At 72.2% G+C, this 17,954-nt stretch carries 10 protein-coding genes; 4 read left to right on the plus strand and 6 right to left on the minus strand.

What is annotated here, in order from left to right; genetic code table 11:
* The 6 genes from ACZ52R_RS15425 to ACZ52R_RS15450 all read right to left on the minus strand — a co-directional run bounded on the left by ACZ52R_RS15425 (nucleotide 1) and on the right by ACZ52R_RS15450 (nucleotide 8,759).
* Complete coding sequence (locus ACZ52R_RS15425) at nucleotides 1–933, minus strand: ROK family protein (RefSeq protein ID WP_465621241.1); 933 nt, start codon at nucleotides 931–933, stop codon at nucleotides 1–3.
* Nucleotides 934–1,064: 131 nt separating this feature from the next.
* Complete coding sequence (locus ACZ52R_RS15430; protein WP_465621243.1) at nucleotides 1,065–4,109, minus strand: alpha-mannosidase; 3,045 nt, start codon at nucleotides 4,107–4,109, stop codon at nucleotides 1,065–1,067.
* A 117-nt stretch (nucleotides 4,110–4,226) separates the two neighbouring features.
* A complete protein-coding gene (locus ACZ52R_RS15435) occupies nucleotides 4,227–5,483 on the minus strand; it encodes a glycoside hydrolase 5 family protein (protein ID WP_465753568.1) in 1,257 nt (418 codons plus the stop codon).
* 44 nt (nucleotides 5,484–5,527) lie between these two features.
* A complete protein-coding gene (locus ACZ52R_RS15440; RefSeq protein WP_465621407.1) occupies nucleotides 5,528–6,385 on the minus strand; it encodes a carbohydrate ABC transporter permease in 858 nt (285 codons plus the stop codon).
* Nucleotides 6,386–6,404: 19 nt separating this feature from the next.
* On the minus strand, nucleotides 6,405–7,277 hold the full coding sequence (locus tag ACZ52R_RS15445; protein ID WP_465621247.1) for a carbohydrate ABC transporter permease: 873 nt from the start codon (nucleotides 7,275–7,277) through the stop codon (nucleotides 6,405–6,407).
* Nucleotides 7,278–7,469: 192 nt separating this feature from the next.
* The gene (locus ACZ52R_RS15450) at nucleotides 7,470–8,759 is read right to left on the minus strand and encodes an ABC transporter substrate-binding protein (RefSeq protein ID WP_465621249.1); all 1,290 of its coding nucleotides are present in this window, start codon (nucleotides 8,757–8,759) and stop codon (nucleotides 7,470–7,472) included.
* 230 nt (nucleotides 8,760–8,989) lie between these two features.
* On the opposite strand from ACZ52R_RS15450, the gene ACZ52R_RS15455 reads away from it, so the two are divergent.
* The 4 genes from ACZ52R_RS15455 to ACZ52R_RS15470 all read left to right on the plus strand — a co-directional run bounded on the left by ACZ52R_RS15455 (nucleotide 8,990) and on the right by ACZ52R_RS15470 (nucleotide 17,855).
* The gene (locus tag ACZ52R_RS15455) at nucleotides 8,990–10,168 is read left to right on the plus strand and encodes a LacI family DNA-binding transcriptional regulator (RefSeq protein ID WP_465621251.1); all 1,179 of its coding nucleotides are present in this window, start codon (nucleotides 8,990–8,992) and stop codon (nucleotides 10,166–10,168) included.
* A 281-nt stretch (nucleotides 10,169–10,449) separates the two neighbouring features.
* Entirely contained in the window at nucleotides 10,450–12,942 is a 2,493-nt protein-coding gene (locus tag ACZ52R_RS15460; RefSeq protein ID WP_465663341.1) for an endo-beta-N-acetylglucosaminidase, read from the plus strand.
* Between the two features lie 36 nt (nucleotides 12,943–12,978).
* Nucleotides 12,979–17,163 carry a glycoside hydrolase family 38 N-terminal domain-containing protein gene (locus tag ACZ52R_RS15465; RefSeq protein WP_465753569.1) on the plus strand — a complete coding sequence of 1,395 codons (4,185 nt, stop codon included), beginning with the start codon at nucleotides 12,979–12,981 and terminating at the stop codon, nucleotides 17,161–17,163.
* On the plus strand, nucleotides 17,160–17,855 hold the full coding sequence (locus ACZ52R_RS15470; protein ID WP_465621256.1) for a DUF7158 domain-containing protein: 696 nt from the start codon (nucleotides 17,160–17,162) through the stop codon (nucleotides 17,853–17,855). Before ACZ52R_RS15465 ends, ACZ52R_RS15470 begins: the two co-directional genes overlap by 4 nt.
* The last annotated feature ends 99 nt before the right edge of the window (nucleotides 17,856–17,954 follow it).

A 17,954-nucleotide genomic window follows, 5' to 3' on the forward strand; every position in this document is an offset into this window, starting at 1 on the left:
TCAGCGGCAGAGCGCGGCCGCGCCGATCAGCCCGGCGTCGGTGCCGAGTTCGGCGCGGCGCACGTCGAGGCCGCGGATGTAGGAGAGGGCCGCGTAGCGGTCCAGGTGGCGGGCGAGCGGGGCGAACAGCACGTCCCCGGCGGTGGCCACGCCGCCGCCGACGACGACGCGGTCGAGGTCGACCAGGGCGGCCGTGGCGGCGATGCCGGCGGCCAGGGCCTGGGCGGAGCGGTCGAAGGAGGCGAGCGCGACCGGGTCGCCCGCGGTGGCGGAGGCGGCGACGGCGCGGGCCGTCCGGTCGTCGCCCGGCGGCCGCCAGCCTTCGGCGAGCGCTCGGCGGGCGATCGCGGTGCCGCTGGCGAGGCCCTCCAGGCAGCCGCGCGAGCCGCACGGGCAGGGCTCGCCGTCCAGGTCGACGGTGATGTGGCCGAGGTGCCCGGCGTTGCCGCTGGGGCCGGGCCGCACCACGCCGTCGAGCACCAGCCCGGCGCCGACGCCGGTCGACACCACCAGGCAGAGCGCGTTGGCGGCGCCCCGGGCCGCGCCCTGCCAGTGCTCGGCGGCGGCCATCGCGACGCCGTCACCGGCGAGGCGCACGGGCAGTGCGCGCGCTGCCACCGCCGGGTGCGCGGCGACCTCGGCGACCAGCGGGAAACCGCGCCAGCCGGGGATGTTGACCGGGCTGACGGTGCCGGCGGCGAGGTCGACCGGACCGGCGCTGCCGATCCCGACGGCGGTCACGGCGGCCCAGTCGGCCGTCCCGGCGAGCTGGTCCAGCACCTTGTGCACGATGGCGAGCACGGCCGCGCCCGGTTCCGTCGCCGGGGTGGGCAGCTGGAGCCGGTGCCGCAGCCGTCCGTCGCCGTCGACCAGTGCTCCGGCGATCTTGGTGCCGCCGATGTCGACGGCGGCGAACAGCGGGGTGAGCGGCACGGTGGACTCCAGGAGGGTCGGGAGGGGCGGCGCCCCGGCCGGTGGGAGCCGGGGCGCCGCACAGCGTAGAGCAGCCGCACAGCCCGGAGCAGCCGGACGGCGCAGAGCAGCCGCACTGCGCAGCGCAGGGGCTAGCCGGCCGCCCGGAGCCGCAGGGTGACCAGCTCGAACGGGCGCAGCGCGAGCCGCACCGCGCCGTCCTCGACCGCCACCTCGCCGCGGGTGCCGTCCCAGGGCCGCTCCAGCAGGTCGCAGGGGACGGCGTCGGCCAGCGGGAGGGAGGTGGTCAGCCGGCCCCGGGCGCGGCCGCCGCCCGCCTCGTAGACCCGGACGATCAGGTCCCCGCTGCGGTCGTCGGCGAGCTTGACCGCGCTCACCACGAGCGCGTCGTTGTCCAGCTCCACCAGCGGTGCGACCCGCTCGGCGCTGCCGGTGACCCGCCGCTCGGGCAGGCCGATCCGGTACCCCTCGCGGACGGCGTCGCCGATCGCCGCGCCCGGGACCAGGGCGTGCCGGAAGCGGTGCAGGCCCTGGTCGGTCTTCGGGTCGGGGAAGCGCGGGGCGCGCAGCAGCGAGAAGCGGACCGTGGTGGTGGTGCCGCCGTCGCCGGAGCGCACCGTGCGGGTGACGTCGTGGCCGTAGGTCGAGGCGGTGACCAGGGCGACGCCCCAGCCGGGCTCGTCGAGGTGGACGAAGCGGTGGTTGCAGGCCTCGAACTTGGCGGCGTCCCAACTGGTGTTGGTGTGGGTGGGCCGGTAGAGGTGGCCGAACTGGGTCTCGGCGGCGTAGCGCTCGGTGTGGATGTCCAGCGGGAACGCGGCCTTGAGGAACTTCTCGGTCTCGTGCCAGTCGACCAGGGTCTCGATGTCGAGGCGCTGCTCGCCCGCGCGCAGGGTCAGATCCTGGACGGCGGTGGACGAGCCGAAGGAACGCACGACCCGGACGGAGACCCGCTCGGCCGTCTCCGAGAGGACGGTGAGCGAGTCCACGCCGGTCAGGTCGGTGACGGTGTTGCGGTAGAACTGGTCGACGTCCCAGGCGTCCCACATGTTGGGGAAGTCGGGGTGCAACTGGAGCAGGTTGGCGCGGGTGCCGGGGGCGACGGACTCCCGACCGCTCGCCACCTCGACCACCGAGGCCACCAGGCCGTCCGCGTCCACCACGACGTCCAGCAGGCCGTTGCGCAGGAGGTAGCCGCCCTCGGGCCGCTCGACCACCGTGCAGCCGTCCACCGGCGGAGCCACCACGCCGGCCCCGCCCGCCGCGACGGTGGAGCGCGCGTGCGGCGCCGCGTTGAACACCAGCTCGCGTCCACCCGAGGGATCCCCGGCGAGGGCCCGCTGGGCCCGTCCGATCAGCTCCCCCAGCTCCCCGGCCAGCGCCGCGTACGTGGCCTCGGCCTCGCGGTGCACCCAGGCGATGGACGAGCCGGGCAGGATGTCGTGGAACTGGTGCAGCAGCACGGTCTTCCAGATCCGGTCCAGCTGCTCGTACGGGTACGCCGCTCCGGTGCGCAACGTGGCGGTGGTGCACCAGAGTTCGGCCTCGCGCAGCAGGTTCTCGCTGCGCCGGTTGCCCTGCTTGGTCTTGGCCTGGCTGGTCAGGGTGGCCCGGTGCAGCTCCAGGTAGAGCTCGCCGACCCAGACCGGCGGGTTCGGGTACTCGGCCTCGGCCTTGGCGAAGAACTCGGCGGGCTTCTCCCAGCGGACGGTGGCCGAGCCCTCCAGGTCCTTCATCCGGGCCGCCTTGGCGACCATCTCGCGGGTCGTGCCGCCGCCGCCGTCGCCCCAGCCGGTCGGTGCGAGCGAGTGCCTGGCCACCCCCTTGTCCTTGAAGTTCCTTGCCGCGTGGGCGATTTCGCTTCCCTTCATGGAGCAGTTGTAGGTGTCCACGGGCGGGAAGTGGGTGAAGATCCGGGTCCCGTCGATGCCCTCCCACAGAAAGGTGTGGTGCGGGAACTTGTTGACCTGGCTCCACGAGATCTTCTGCGTCAGCAGCCACTTGGAGCCGGCGTTGCGGATGATCTGCGGCAGGCCGCCGGTGAAGCCGAAGGTGTCCGGCAGCCAGGCCTCGTGGTTCTCCACCCCGAACTCGTCCAGGAAGAACCGCTTGCCGTGCACGAACTGCCGGGCCATCGCCTCCGAACCGGGCATGTTGGTGTCCGACTCCACCCACATGCCGCCGGCCGGGACGAACCGGCCCTCGGCCACCGCCTTCCGGACCCGCGCGTACACCTCGGGTCGGTGCTCCTTGATCCAGGCGAACTGCTGCGCCTGCGACATGGTGTAGAGGAAGTCCGGCTCGTCCTCCAGCAGCGCGGTCATGTTGGCGGTGGTGCGGGCCACCTTGCGGACGGTCTCGCGCAGCGGCCACAGCCAGGCCGAGTCGATGTGCGCGTGGCCGATCGCGCTGATCCGGTGCGCGGACGGCGCGGCGGGCGCGGCCAGCACCCCTTCGAGCTGTGAACGGGCAGCCGCCGCCGTGCCGTTGACGTCCTGCAGGTCGACGGCGTCCAGGGCCCGGTCGATGGCGCGCAGCAGGTCCCAGCGGCGGGCGCTCTCCACCGGCAGCTCAGCCATCAGTTCGCCGAGCACCTCCAGGTCCAGCACCAGCTGCCAGACCGTCTCGTCGAAGACGGCGAGGTCCATCCGGGCCAGCTTGTACTGCGGCCGGTCGCCCGCCGTCTCCTGGTCGCCCAACTCGGTGGGCAGAAAGGGGTGGTAGTCCAGGATGACCGGGTTGGAAGCGGCCTCGACGTGCAGCAGCACCGGCTCGCCGCCGGCCGCCGGGGCGGCGATCCGCACCCACTGGTTCTGCGGGTTGAGGCCCTTCACCGGGGTGCCGTCGGGGCGGTAGACCAGGCCCTCGCACTGGAAGCCGGGCATGTTGGCGTCGAAGCCGAGGTCGATCAGCGCCTCGACGGTCCGGCCCGCCCAGGCCTCGGGCACCGTACCGGTCACGGTGATCCAGCTGGTGCCCCAGGGCGCGCCCCAGGCGTCGCCGACCGCGATCGGCGTGCGCGGCGCGGCCAGGCCCTCGGCGACCGGGACGGGCTCACCTGGCGCCGTCCAGATGCCGACCTCCAGCGGGACGGACTCGGGGTACACGGCCGGGCGGATGCGCTCGTCCAGGACGCGCTTGAGGCGGGACTCGACCAGGGTGCGGTCATCGTGCATGTCAGCGGGCTCCGTTGCGTGGCTGAGGGGTGCGTGGCAGTGATGCGTGGCTGCGTGATGCGTGACTGAGGGCTGCGTGACTGCGTGGTGCGTGGCTGAGGGTCGGACGGGAACGGGCTAGAGGGAAGATACGTCGTCGGGGTGGACCACCTCGGTGATACCGCGCGCGGCCAGGTGCTCGCGGTCCCCGGCGCGTTCGGCGAGGACGGCGGTCGGGCGGGCGCCCGCCTCGGCGAGGCGCATGAACGCCTCGTACACCGGGCCGCCGGGGCCGCAGGCCGAGCGTTTCGGGGAGGTGACCTCGTCGCCGGTGGTGACCACCACGGCGGTGCTGCGCAGCTTCGGGGGCTGCCAGGAGCGGCGGGCCTCGGCGGCGGCCTCGGCGAGCCGGGAGCCGGCCGGTTTGACCGTCCGGTCGGTGGTCAACAGTCCCAGGCTGTACTCGAGTTCGGGGAAGTCGGCGAGCGAGCGGTTCACGTCGTGCGAGCACCACCAGGTGACGCCCCACAGGTCCGGGCAGTCCAGGACGGCCTCGACGGTGGCGCCGGTGAAGCGCGCCGCGTCCTCGGGGCCGATGTGCGGGGCGGGCGCGCCGACCTCCTGCAGCCAGACCGGGCGGGCCGGGTCGTCCGCCCAGGCCTTGGACAGTTCGACCAGGTACGCGGCGTGCTGGGCGGTGGCGGTGGAGTGGGCGCCGTAGCGCTGGGCGGTGCCGTTGAACACCCAGGAGTGCACGGCGGTGGCGGCGCCGATCCGGGCCGAGTGCCAGGGCGTGAACGGGTGGTCGTCCAGGTACCAGGCGGCGTCGTACGAGGCGTGCAGGTGCAGCCGGCCGGGGGCGCCGGTCTCGCAGGCGTCGAGCATCCGGCGCAGCCAGGCCTCGGCCTCGGCGGGGGTGGCCCGGTCCGGGTCGGGGTGCGGGTCGCCGGAGAACTGGTTGATCTCGTTGCCGAGCGTCATCCCGAGGAAGTTGGGCCGTTCGCGCAGCGCCTCGGCGAGGGTGCGCAGGTAGGCGGCCTGGCCGTCGCCGACCTCGGGGTCGGTGAAGAGGTTGCGCCGGTGCCAGGTCCGGGTCCAGGCCGGCAGGAAGTCGAAGCTGGACAGGTGGCCCTGCAGGCCGTCCACCGCGACGTCCAGCCCGCGTTCGCCGGCCGCGTCCACCAGGGCGGTCAGCTGGTCGACGGCGCGCGGGCGGATCAGGGTGCGGTTGGGCTGGAACAGTGGCCACAGCGGGAAGACCCGGACGTGGTCCAGGCCGAGGGCGGCGATGGAGTCGAAGTCGGCGCGCACGGCGTCGAGGTCGAAGTCGAGCCAGTGGTGGAACCAGCCGACACTGGGGGTGTAGTTGACGCCGAAGCGGGGGGCGGTGGTCATCGGAGAGCTTCCTCGACTGGGTTCGGGGCGTACGGACGGTGGCGCTAGCCCTTGACGGCTCCCTCCTCGACGCCCTTGAAGAAGAAGCGCTGGCAGACGCCGAACACCACGACGATCGGCAGGAAGGCGATCATGGTGCCGGCCGCGATCAGCCGGGGGTTGGCGGAGAAGGTGCCGTTGAGGTACTGCAGCCCGACGGTGAGGGTGTACTTCTGCGGGTCGTTGAGCACGATCAGCGGCCAGAGGAAGTCGTCCCAGGCGCCGATGAAGGTGAAGATCACGATCACGCTGATCATGCCGCGCACGTTCGGCAGGCCGATGTGCCACAGCCGCTGCCAGACGTTGGCGCCGTCCACCAGCGCGGCCTGGTCCAGCTCGAGCGGGACGGCCGCGAAGGCGGTGCGCATCAGCAGCACGTTGAGCATCGCGATCGAGCCCGGCAGCGCGACGCCCGCCAGGGTGTCGGCCAGGCCGAGGCCGCGCACCAGCACGTACTGGGAGACGATGGTGACCTCGCCCGGCAGGACGAGCGTGGCGAGGAAGAGGCCGAGGACGAGCTTGGCGCCGCGGAAGCGCAGCCGGGCGAACGCGTAGCCGGCCAGGGTGCAGCCGACCACGTTGCCGGTGATGCAGACCGCGGCGACGATCACCGAGTTGAGCGCGTAGGTCCACACCGGGATGGTGTCGGCGACCTTGCCGTAGTTGCCGAGGGTGGGCTGCTCGGGCAGGAAGGTCGGGGTGCGGGTGAAGACGTCCTCGGCGGGGCCCTTGAGGGAGGTGGACAGCTGCCACAGGAACGGGCCGATGACCAGGAGCAGGACGAGCACCAGGAGCAGGTAGCGGGCGACGGTCCGGGCGGGGGAGGGGGTGTCGAAGCCCCGGGAGCCCTTGGCGGCCTTCATCGGGCGGGTGGTCACGGGTTCAGGCCGCCTTCCGGTTCAGGCGCATCAGGAACAGCATCGGGGCGAGGGTGACGACGAACAGCAGCAGGCTGAGCGCCGAGGCGTAGCCGAGGTGGCCGTTGAAGCCGCGGCTGTACATCTGGATCAGCATCACCACCGACATGTCCCGTCCGCCGGGGCCGCCCTGGCCGTTGGAGAGCACGTACAGCTCGGAGAAGACGCGCAGCGAGCTCACCGAGATCAGCGCGGAGATCAGGACCATGGTCGGCCGCACCCCGGGCAGGGTGACGTGCCAGAACCGGCTGACCGGCCCGGCGCCGTCCACGGCCGCCGCCTCGTGCAGCTCGCGCGGGACGTTGGCGAGGGCGGACAGGTAGATGACCATGTAGTAGCCGAGGCCCTTCCAGACGGTCAGGGCGATCGCGCTGAACAGCAGCAGCCAGCGGTCGGTCAGGAAGTCGACCGGGGAGTCGGCCAGTCCGGTCTGCTGGAGCACGCCGTTGACCAGCCCGCGATCGTTCAGCACCCAGCCCCAGATCAGCGCCACCACGACGGCGGAGGCGATCACCGGGGTGTAGAAGGCGGTCCGGAAGAAGGTGATGCCGGGGATCCTGCGCTGGACGAGCAGCGCGAGCAGCAGCGGCAGGATGGTCAGCAGGGGCAGGCAGACCAGCATGAAGACGATGCTGTTGAGCAGGGCGTCGGCGAGCTGCTCGTCGTCCAGCAGGCGGCCGTAGTTCTCCAGGCCGGTGAACTGCCCGCCGCCCAGCGGCTTGGCGTTGGTGAAGGACAGGATCACCGTGTTGACGGCCGGCCAGAGGTTGAAGACGGCCAGCCAGACTATCGCGGGCCCGGCGAGCAGCCAGGGGGTGAACCAACGCCGGTGGGTCATGCGGTTTGCCTTCCTGGAGCCTGGGCCTGCGGGCGGTGCGGGTCATTCCCGGGAGCGGCGGGTTGGGGGGGCGGGAGGGTACCCGGAACCCGCCGCTCGGCCGGTACGGTCGGGGCTGTTGGTCGGGGCTGTTGGTGGGTGACGCTGGTCGGGGCTGTGGTCGGCGACGTTGCGCGGGGCTGCTGGTCGGGGTCAGCCCTTGAGCAGCTTGTTGCACTGCTCGACGGCGGTGTCCAGCGCCTGCTTGGAGCTCGCGTCGCCGCTGATCGCGAGCGCGATCTGCTGGTTGACGATGGTGCTCATCGCGTCGTCGACCTGGACGGGCTGGATCAGCTTGGCCTTGGCGAGCGAGTTGAACGCGATCACCTTGGCGTCGCCCGCGTTGGTGCCGTCGCTCTTGCTGAAGAAGGGGTCGTCCGACGAGGCCTTGGTGGACGGGAAGATGCTGGTCAGGTGGGCGAAGGCGGCCTGGTTCTCGGCGCTGGTGACCCAGCGGGCGAGGGCGACCGCGGCGGCCGGGTTCTTGGTGCTCTTCGGGATGGACACGCCCTGGACGTACAGCGGCGGGGTGGCCAGTGCGGCGGACGGGACGACCTTCGGGGCGAGCGTCGGGTTGTCGGTGGCGAGGCTGGTGATGTAGTTGGCGCCGGCGGTGGTCCAGGCGGCGGTGCCGGCGTTGAACAGCTTGGTGTTGCCGGCGTAGGTGTTGGTCAGCACGTCCTTGGGGAGCAGGCCCTCCTTGAAGGCGTCGCGGTACCTGTCGAGCAGCGCGGCGGCCTCGGGGGTGTTGAAGGTGAAGGTCCTGCCGTCGTCGGACATGAGTTTCACGCCGGCGTTGTAGAGGTCGCCGAGGCCCGGCTTGCGGCTCATCAGGTAGGTCTGGCCGCCGGACTTCTCCTTCATCACCCGGGCCTGGGCGATCAGTTCGTCCAGACTGGTCGGGGGCTTCTTCGGGTCCAGGCCGTTCTTCGTGAGGAGTTCCGAACTCCAGTAGTTCACATCGGTGTTGAGGTACCAGGGGTAGCCGAAGGTGCCCGGGTGGCCGGCGAAGCGGTAGGCATCGACGCCGCCGGCGACGTACTCGTCGGCGAGCTTCGGGTCGGCCTTGGCGACGTCCAGCAGGAGGTCCTTCCGCGCGAGCGGGAGGGCGAAGTCGGGCGGCAGGTTCACCACGTCGGGCAGGGTGCCGGCGGCGGCCTGGCTGAGCACCTTGTCGGAGTAACCCTCGCCGGGCTGGTCGAGCCAGTCGACCTCGACGCCGGGGTACTTCTTCTTGAAACCGTCGATCACGCCCTGCATGTAGTCGGTGAACTTCGGCTTGAGCGCCCAGGTCTGCAGCGAGACCTTGCCCTTGACCTCGCCGGTGGCGGCCGCACTCGCCACGCTGTCGCTGTCCTTGGTGTCACCGGAGCCGAGTCCGCAGCCGGTGAGTGCGGCCGCGGTGAGGGCCGTAGTCGTCAGTGCCGCCCAGATTCTTCGCATGAGGGTCTCCCGGTCCTGGGGGTGGGTGGGGGATCGTGCTGAGCTCGGGGTGCTTCCCGGGGATGTTCCGGGGGTTCTCCGTCAACGGGGGTTTCTGTCAACGGGAGTTCCGTCGACAGGGGGTTGTGGCGAATCCCGGAACCTGACTCACTAACCAACTAAACCGGTCTAGCTATGCCAGGGACTATGCTCCCGCCTAAACTTGGCTGTCAAGAGAGGAGTCGGGTCCTGTGGGCAGACCGACGATCGCCGACATCGCCCGCCAGGCCGGTGTCTCCAAGGGCGCGGTGTCCTTCGCGCTCAACGGCCGCCCGGGCGTGAGCGAGGCGACCCGGGCCCGGATCCTGCGGGTCGCGGAGGAGATGAACTGGCGCCCGCACAGCGCCGCACGCGCCCTCGGCGGTGCCCGGGCCGACGCCGTCGGCCTGGTGATCGCCCGCCCCGCCCGCACCATCGGCGTCGAGCCGTTCTTCAGCCAGCTGCTCTCCGGCCTCCAGGCCGTGCTCTCGGCCAGCTCCGTCGCGCTGCACCTGATGGTCGTCGAGGACACCGCCGCCGAGATCGAGGTCTACCGCCGCTGGGCCTCCGAGCACCGCGTCGACGGCTTCATCGTGGTCGACCTGCAGGTCAAGGACCCGCGACTGCCGGTACTGGACGAGCTCGGGCTGCCCGCCGTCGTCCTCGGCGGGCCCGGCAAGGGCGGCAACCAGCTGCGGATCTGGGCCGACGACCGGGAGGCGATGCTCTCGATCGTCGACTACCTGGCCGCCATCGGGCACCGCCGGATCGCCCACCTCGCCGGGCTGCCGCACTTCCAGCACACCCAGCGGCGGATCCGTGCGCTGCGCGACGCCTCGCGCCGGCTCGGCCTGGAGGAAGCCGTGTCGGTGCCCACCGACTTCAGCGACGCCGAGGGCGCCGCCGCCACCCGCACGCTGCTCTCCCGGGCCAGGCGTCCCACCGCGATCGTCTACGACAGCGACGTGATGGCCGTCGCCGGGCTCGGCGTGGCGGGCGAGATGGGTGTCGCGGTGCCCGGCGAGCTGTCCATCGTCTCCTTCGACGACTCGGTGCTCGCCCGGATCGTCCACCCGCCGCTGACCGCGCTCAGCCGGGACACCTTCGCGCTCGGCGAGCAGGTCGCCCGCAGCCTGCTGGCCGCCCTCGACGAGGCCGGGCCCGGGCGGGACCTGCAGATGCCGACGCCACGGCTGACCGTACGGGAGTCCACCTCGCCGCCCGGTCGTGCCGGCGAGTCCGCGGCGGGTTCCCTCGTCGAGTCCGCGGCCGGTTCGTCCGGCGAGTCCGAGGCCGCTTCCCTCGTCGAGTCCGAGGCCGGTTCCGTCGGCGATTCGCTCCCCGGAGTGGTTGCTGCGCGAGTCGTTGACAGCGGTTCTGAACCGGTTTAGCCTCGCAGCGCCGAGCGGCTCCCGCCCGGCGCGCTCCGCCGCACGCTGCCGCACTTCGTCCGGCTCCCGCTGCGCCCGTACGTCGAGCAACCGCCGCAGCGGCGACGACCCCCACCCGTTCCGGCGCCACGCGTTCCGCCGCCACCAGCTCCGGCGCCACCTGCTCCGGCTCTACCCGTTCCGGCGCCACCCGTTCCAGCACTGGCACGCCCGCATGCACCCGGCCCCCGTACGCGACGGCGGGCCCGCCCCCACCTCCTCCGCTCGATCGGAGCCACCGCATGTCACGACGCCTCCCCCTGCTGCTCAGCGCCGCCCTCGCGACGGCCGCGCTGACCGCCACCCCCTCGGCCTGGGCCGAGCCGAGACCGGTCGCGGCACCCGTCGGCACGGCCGGTTCGGCACCCGCCGGAACGCCAGGCTCGGCACCCGCCGCCACCGCCGGCCCGGGCAGCCAGCCCTTTGCCTCGTACTGGTACCCCAGCACCATCCTGAACTGGGACCCGGCCACCGACCCGGACGCCCGCTTCAACCGCTCCCGCGTCCCGCTGCAACCGCGCACCAGTGACCCGGCGCTCAAGGCGAACCCCAACGCCCGTACCGGCGAAGGGAAGATCGCCTCCCTGGTCTCCTTCGGCCCCACCTCCAACAACCCCTCCCAGGGCTCCGCCGACCCCAACTACTACGCCTTCGGCTACTGGCAGTACGTCGACAAGCTGGTGTTCTGGGGCGGCTCGGCCGGCGAGGGCCTGATCCTCGCCCCCAACCCGACCGTCATCGACGCCGCCCACCGCAACGGCGTCAAGGTCTACGGCACCGTCTTCTTCCCGCCCGGCGCGTACGGCGGCCAGATCCAGTGGGTGCGCGACTTCGTCCAGAAGTCCGGCAGCCGCTACCCCGTCGCCGACAAGCTCGCCCAGGCCGCGCAGTACTACGGCTTCGACGGCTGGTTCATCAACCAGGAGACCGGCGGCGGCGATTCGGCTCTCGCCGGCGAGCTGCAGAACCTGATGCAGTACACCAAGGCGCAGAGCGGCACCGAGTTCATGTGGTACGACGCGATGACCACCTCCGGTGCGGTCGACTGGCAGAACGCCCTGACCTCTGCCAACTCCCCGTTCCTGCAGGATGGTTCGAAGCGCACCTCGGACTCGATGTTCCTGAACTTCGACTGGTCCGCGAGCGGCCTGAACTCCTCCCGGACGCTGGCCCGGCAGCTCGGCCGCAGCGAGTACGACCTCTACTCCGGCATCGACACCGAGGCCAACGGCTACAACACGAGCGTGGACTGGAACACCCTCTTCCCGTCCGGCACACCGCACACCACCTCGCTCGGCCTCTACCGCCCGGAGTGGACCTGGAAGTCCGCCACCGACCGCGCCGACTTCTACGACAAGGACGCCCGCTACTGGGTCGGCGCCAACAACGACCCGTCCCGAACGGACCTTTCGTCGAGCTGGCCCGGCCTGGCCGGCTACGTCGCCGAATCCTCGCCGATCACCGCCAAGCCCTTCGTCACCAACTTCGACACCGGGCAGGGCGACTTCTACAACGCGGGCGGCACCCGGGTCGCCACCGGCGGCTGGAACAACCTCTCGCTCCAGGACGTCCCGCCCACCTACCGCTGGATGGTCGACTCCACCGGCAGCAGGCTGACCCCGTCCGTCGACTTCACCGACGCCTACCAGGGCGGCTCCTCGCTGCGGCTGACCGGCACCCTGGACGCCGCCAACACCGTCCGGCTGTACCAGGCCAAGCTGCCGGTCGCGGCGACCACCAAGCTGGACCTGGTGGTGAAGACCCCGGCCGCCGGGCCCACCAAGCTCAAGGCCGCCGTCACCTTCACCGACGCACCGAACAGCTTCACCACGATCGACGTCGGCGCGGACTCCGGGACCGGGTGGGAGCGCCACACCCTCGACCTCTCCCCGTACGCGGGCCGCACCATCGCCCAGATCGCGCTCCGGGTCGAGGGATCCGACCCCGCGTACGACCTTCGGGTCGGCCAAGTCGCCGTCTACGACGGCACGGTGGAGACCCCGGCGGCGCCGAGCGGCCTCACCGTCCTCGGCGCGAGCGACGTGACGCCGGGCTCCAGCCAGTCGCTGCGGCTGTCCTGGGCGGCGGCGCCCGGCAGCAACGTCCACCACTACGAGGTGTACCGGCGCAACGCGGACGGCACCCGGACCTTCCTCGGCGCCACGCCCAACGACGCGTACTTCGTCGGGCGCCTCGACCGGGCCGGCGGCGAAGCCGCCACCACACTGGACGTCGAGGCCGTGTCCACTACGTACGGGCGCTCGAACGCCGCGTCGGCGACGGTGAGTTGGACCAGCACGCCGCCGACCTCCACCAACCTGGCACGGAACCGCCCGGCCACCGCCTCCGGCCAGTGCAACGCCAACGAGACGCCGGCCAAGGCCGTCAACGGCAGTGTCAGCGGCGGCAACAGCGACAAGTGGTGCACTCTGAGCTCCGCCAAGTGGCTGGAGGTGGACCTCGGTTCGGCGAAGCACCTGTCCAAGTTCGTCGTCAAGCACGCGTCGGCGGGCGGCGAGAGCAGCTCGTACAACACCCGCGACTTCACCATCCAGGTCCGGTCCGGCACCAGCGATCCCTGGACGACGGTCGCCGCCGTCACGGGCAACACGGCCGGCACCACCACCCACCCGGTGACCACCACCGCCCGCTACGTCCGCCTGGTGGTCACCAAGCCCACCCAGACCACCGACCAGGCCGCCCGCATCTACGAGTTCGAGGCCTGGGGCGCGTAGTCCCGCGCCGCTCGCACCTGAGGAAAGGAAGCCCCCGTGCCGGTCACCATCACCGCCGTCGAGAGCACCGACCTGTTCGTCGGACCGGAGGACGCCCCGCGCCAGATCCTGCGTGTGACGACCGAGGGCCCGGCCGCCCGGATCACCGTCAGCGGCCCGGGCGTCCACGGCGAGGCGACCGGCACGGGACTGGTCGAAGTCCCCCTGGAGATCACCGCCGATGCCCGGCCGGGCGATCGGATCCCGGTCACCGTCCGGTCCGAAGACGCGGTCACGGAAGGGCGGTTGGACATCGCCGAGCCCGGCTGGACGATGTTCCTGGTCTCGCACTTCCACTACGACCCGGTCTGGTGGAACACCCAGGCCGCCTACACCTCCCCCTGGGAACTGCTCTCCGCCGACGCCACCACCCGGCCGCTCTGGGAGCGCAACGGCTTCGCGCTCGTCGACGCACACCTGGACCTCGCCCTGCGGGACCCGGTGTACAAGTTCGTGCTCGCCGAAGTCGACTACCTGAAGCCCTACTTCGACCAGCACCCGGAACGGCGTGAGACGCTGCGACTACTGCTGGAACGCAGCCAGGTCGAACTCGTCGGCGGCACCTACAACGAGCCGAACACCAACCTCACCGGCGCCGAGACCACCATCCGCAACATCGTCCACGGCATCGGCTACCAGCGCGACATCCTCGGCGGGGACCCCCGAACCGCCTGGCAACTCGACGTGTTCGGACACGACCCGCAGTTCCCCGGCCACCTCGCCGCAGCCGGTCTCACCGGCAGCGCCTGGGCACGCGGCCCGTTCCACCAGTGGGGCCCGATCCAGAAGAACTTCCGCGAGGCCAAGGACGACGCCCGGGTGATGCAGTTCCCGAGCGAGTTCGAATGGATCGCCCCCGGCGGCGAGGGTGTGCTCACCCACTACATGCCGCACCACTACTCGGCCGGCTGGTGGATGGACTCCTCGCCCGACCTCGCCACCGCCGAGGAAGCCGTCCACGAGCTGTACCGCAAGCTCAAGCCGGTCGGCGCGACGAAGAACCTGCTGCTGCCGGTCGGGACGGACTACACTCCGCCCAACAAGTGGGTCACCGAGATCCACCGCTCCTGGGCCGCCAAATACCTCTGGCCCCGGTTCGTCTGCGCCACCCCGCGCGACTTCCTCGACGCCGTCCGGGCCGAACTCGCCGCCACCGGACGGCGACCCAGCCCGCAAACCCGCGACATGAACCCGGTGTACACCGGCAAGGACGTCTCGTACATCGACACCAAGCAAGCCCAACGGGCCGGCGAGGTCGCGGCGGTGGACGCCGAGAAGCTCGCCACGCTCGCCGTCGTCCACGGACTCGGCCGCTACCCGGCCGCCGCGCTGGACAAGGTCTGGCGCCAACTCGCCTACGGCGCCCACCACGACGCGATCACCGGCTCCGAGTCCGACCAGGTGTACCTGGACCTGCTCGGCGGCTGGCGGGAGGCGTACGACCTGGCGAGCGGTGTACGGGACGCGGCGCTGGACGCGCTCACGGGCCGGATCTCCACGGCGGGGGCCGGTTCGGCGGTCGTGGTGACCAACACGCTGTCCTTCGACCGGACCGATCTCGTCTCGGTCGAACTGCCTTCCGGCGTACGGTCGGTGCGGGTGCTGGACGACCGGGGCGAGGCGGTGCCGAGCTTCGTCGACCGGGGGACGCTACGGTTCCTCGCCGAGGACGTGCCCGCCCTCGGCTGGCGCACCTGGCGACTGGCGGAAGGCACCGCCGAGGAGCCGTGGACGGCGACCGAAGGCCTGGGCATCGCCAACGGACGCTACCGGGTCACCGCCGACCCGGCACGCGGCGGCGGCCTCACCTCGGTCTGGGACCTGCGGCACGAAAGGGAGTTGCTCCAGGACGGCCGGATCGGCAACGAACTGCGCGTCTACGAGGAGTACCCGCAGCACCCCGACTTCGGCGAGGGCCCCTGGCATCTGGTGCCCAGCGGCCCGGTGGTCGGCTCCGGTGACGGCGCCGCGTCGGTCCGCCGGGAGACCGGGCCGCTCGGCGAACGCCTGGTGATCGAGGGCACGGTCTCCGCTCTTCGATACGAGCAGACCGTCACCCTGTGGCGCGGCCTCGACCGGGTCGACTGCCGCACCCGGATCGTGGACTACTCCGGCGCCGACCGGCTGCTGCGGCTGCGCTTCCCCGTGGACGTCCCCGGCGGGCTGCCCGTCAGCGAGGTCGCGGGGGCGGTCGTCGGGCGCGGCTTCGCCATGCCCGACGTGGACTCGGCGGAGGCGCCGTGGACCCTGGACAACCCGGCGAACACCTGGTTCGGGCTCGGCGCCACAGCGCGTGTCGACCTCGCGGACCCGGCCGGTACGGTCATCGGCTCCCGGGCCCTGGGTGTGGCGGAAGTCGTCGTGCCCACCTTGGACGACGCCGCCGACGCCCGCCCCCTGGTCGTCGCGCTCGCCCGGGTTGGTGTGACGGCCACCACCTCGGGCGCCGACTGGGCGCGGTACGGCTGGCTGGACGTGGACTCCAACCTGCCGGACTTCCGCATCGTCGTCGGCTCGCCCGAAGTCAACGACGCCGCACGCGAGTTGATGGCACAGGTGGGCGAGGAGTACGCGGCCGCCCTGAAGGCACACGGCGCGGTGTGGGTGCCGGCGCTGACCCCGCTCGCCGAGGTCTGGCGGCCGGACGCCGACCTGCGCGACCTGCGGGCCCTGCCCGCGCTGGTCGTCACCGACCTCGCGGCGCTGGCCGAGGACCTCGCCGACGCCCGGATCACCGCCGTCTGCCCGGCCGCTGTCTCCGATCAACTCGCGGACCACACCGTGGCATTGCTCAGCTTCGGCCTGCCCGGCTTCGCCGTCGACACCACGGGCGCACTGCACCTGTCCCTGATGCGGTCGTGCACCGGCTGGCCCTCGGGCATCTGGATCGACCCGCCCCGGCGCACCCTGCCCGACGGTGCATCCTTCCAACTCCAGCACTGGACCCACGAGTTCCGCTACGCGCTGGTCGGCGGGAACGGCGACTGGCGGGAGCAGACGCTGCCCGCGCACGGCCAGGAGTTCAACCACCCGCTGTACGCCCGCGTCACGGCCGCGCAGGAGGGCCCACTGCCGGCCACCCTGTCCTGGCTACGCGTCGAACCGCAGCGCGAGGTCCTGCTCGGCGCGCTCAAGCCGGCCGGGAACCCGATCGCGAAGGGATCGGCGGCGGAAAGCGGACCCGAACTGGCCGTCCGGCTGGTCGAGTCCACGGGCCTCGGGCGAACCGCCGCACTCGCGGGCGCGCTCGGGCTGGGCGACGTACGGCCCGCCGACCTGCTGGAACGGCCGCTCGCTTCCGCCACGTCGGGCCTGGACCTCGCGGGTTCGCAGATCGCCACCCTGCTGGCCGCCCCCGAGGTCTCCGCCTCGGCGGACGGCCCGGTCCTCGGCCCGGTCGCCGAACCCGCCCAGCCCGTCCACGCCCGCTACTGGCTGCACAACCGAGGCCCGGCACCGCTCGGCTACCTGCCGGTATCCGTCGGCGCCTCGCCCGGACTGCTGCGGACAGCAGGAGAGCCGGTGACGCTCTCGGTCGCCCTCTCCTCGCAGCTGCGGGACGCGGCGGTCGAGGGCACGGCCGTCGTCCTGCCGCCCGAAGGCTGGGCCACCAGCCTCGGCAGCCGCCCGTACCGACTGGAGGCGGGCGGCCACCTGCGCTTCCCGGTCACCCTCACCCCGCCCGCCGACGCCGAAGCCGGGCTGTACTTCGCGGCCGTCCGGATCGACCACGACGGCCAGCAGATCGAGGACGTGGTGACGATCGCCGTCGGCGACCTCCCCGCTCTCCTGCCCGTCCCCGGCGACACGCCCGAAGACTGGACCGCCGCCCAGGGCACCAAGGCGGCCTCGGGTCGGGACACCGGACTGAACGTGGAGGTCCCGCACCAGACCCTGCGCCTGAACCCGGGCGGCCACGCCACCCTCGGCCTCACGCTCACCAACCGCACGCGCGGTGAGATCAGGGGCGAGCTGCAACTGGTCTCGCCATGGGGCACCTGGGAGGCCATCGCCGACCCCGTACGCGGCTTCACCGTCCCGGCCGGTACGTCCACGGTGGTCGACTTCGCCATTGCCGTCCCCGAATCCGCGGACCCCGGCTCGTACTGGGCCCTCGCCAAGGTGATGTGGTTCGGCCGCTGCCAGTACGCACCGACCGTCGCCCTGGTGGTGGAAGCATGACCCTCGGCCTGCTCGACGGTCGGCCCCTCGCGCGCACCGGCCTCGATCAGCGGCTCGCCGTCCTCCGGAACGGCCCGCGCGCCACCGCCCTGCCGCAACCCGGAAGTTCGGAGGACCGGCAGCTGACCCGATGGGTCGCCCAGGTGCTGCTCACGGAGGCACTGTGCGAGGCGGTGGCCGCCGAACGCAACCTGCCCGTCGCCCTGTCCGGCCCCGCCCAGCTCGACCAACAAGCCGCCGTCGAACTCGGCTCCATCACGGCGGCCGCCTACGAGGGCAGCGCAGCCGTCCGGGCCGCCTATGTCTGGGTGACAGCCGACATCGAGCCCTCGGCCGAGGACATTGCCCACTACCGCACCATGACCACCCGAGCGCCAGTGGAACGCTGGCACCTCTCCCTCCCCGACGGCGAGTTGGAGGCCAACCCCGACACCCTGCCGACAGCTCTCGCCGAAGCCCTCCGCGCGGCCCCGGTCGGCGAGTGGGTCACCGCAGGCCCCTGGGCGGCTGCCCTCCTCTCCACCGTCATGCCATCGGAGACGCCCGACCCCACCCCCGCCCTCCGCGACGCCGCCCGCCGGGCCGCCTTCGTCCGCTGGCTCGACCGGGAACGCGCCCGACGCCTCACGCTCGTCGAAGGCCTCGAACACCCCGGCGACCCCGCCCAACCCGACAACCACCACCGTCACTGAGCGCGCCCCCGGGGAGGCGGCGACGCCGCCCCGGCCCGGGCGAGCCGACGGAAAACGGCGTGCGGTCGGTGGGGTGGCGCAGCTAGCTTGCCGAGGTAA

This window comes from Kitasatospora sp. NPDC034023, from assembly GCF_055575795.1.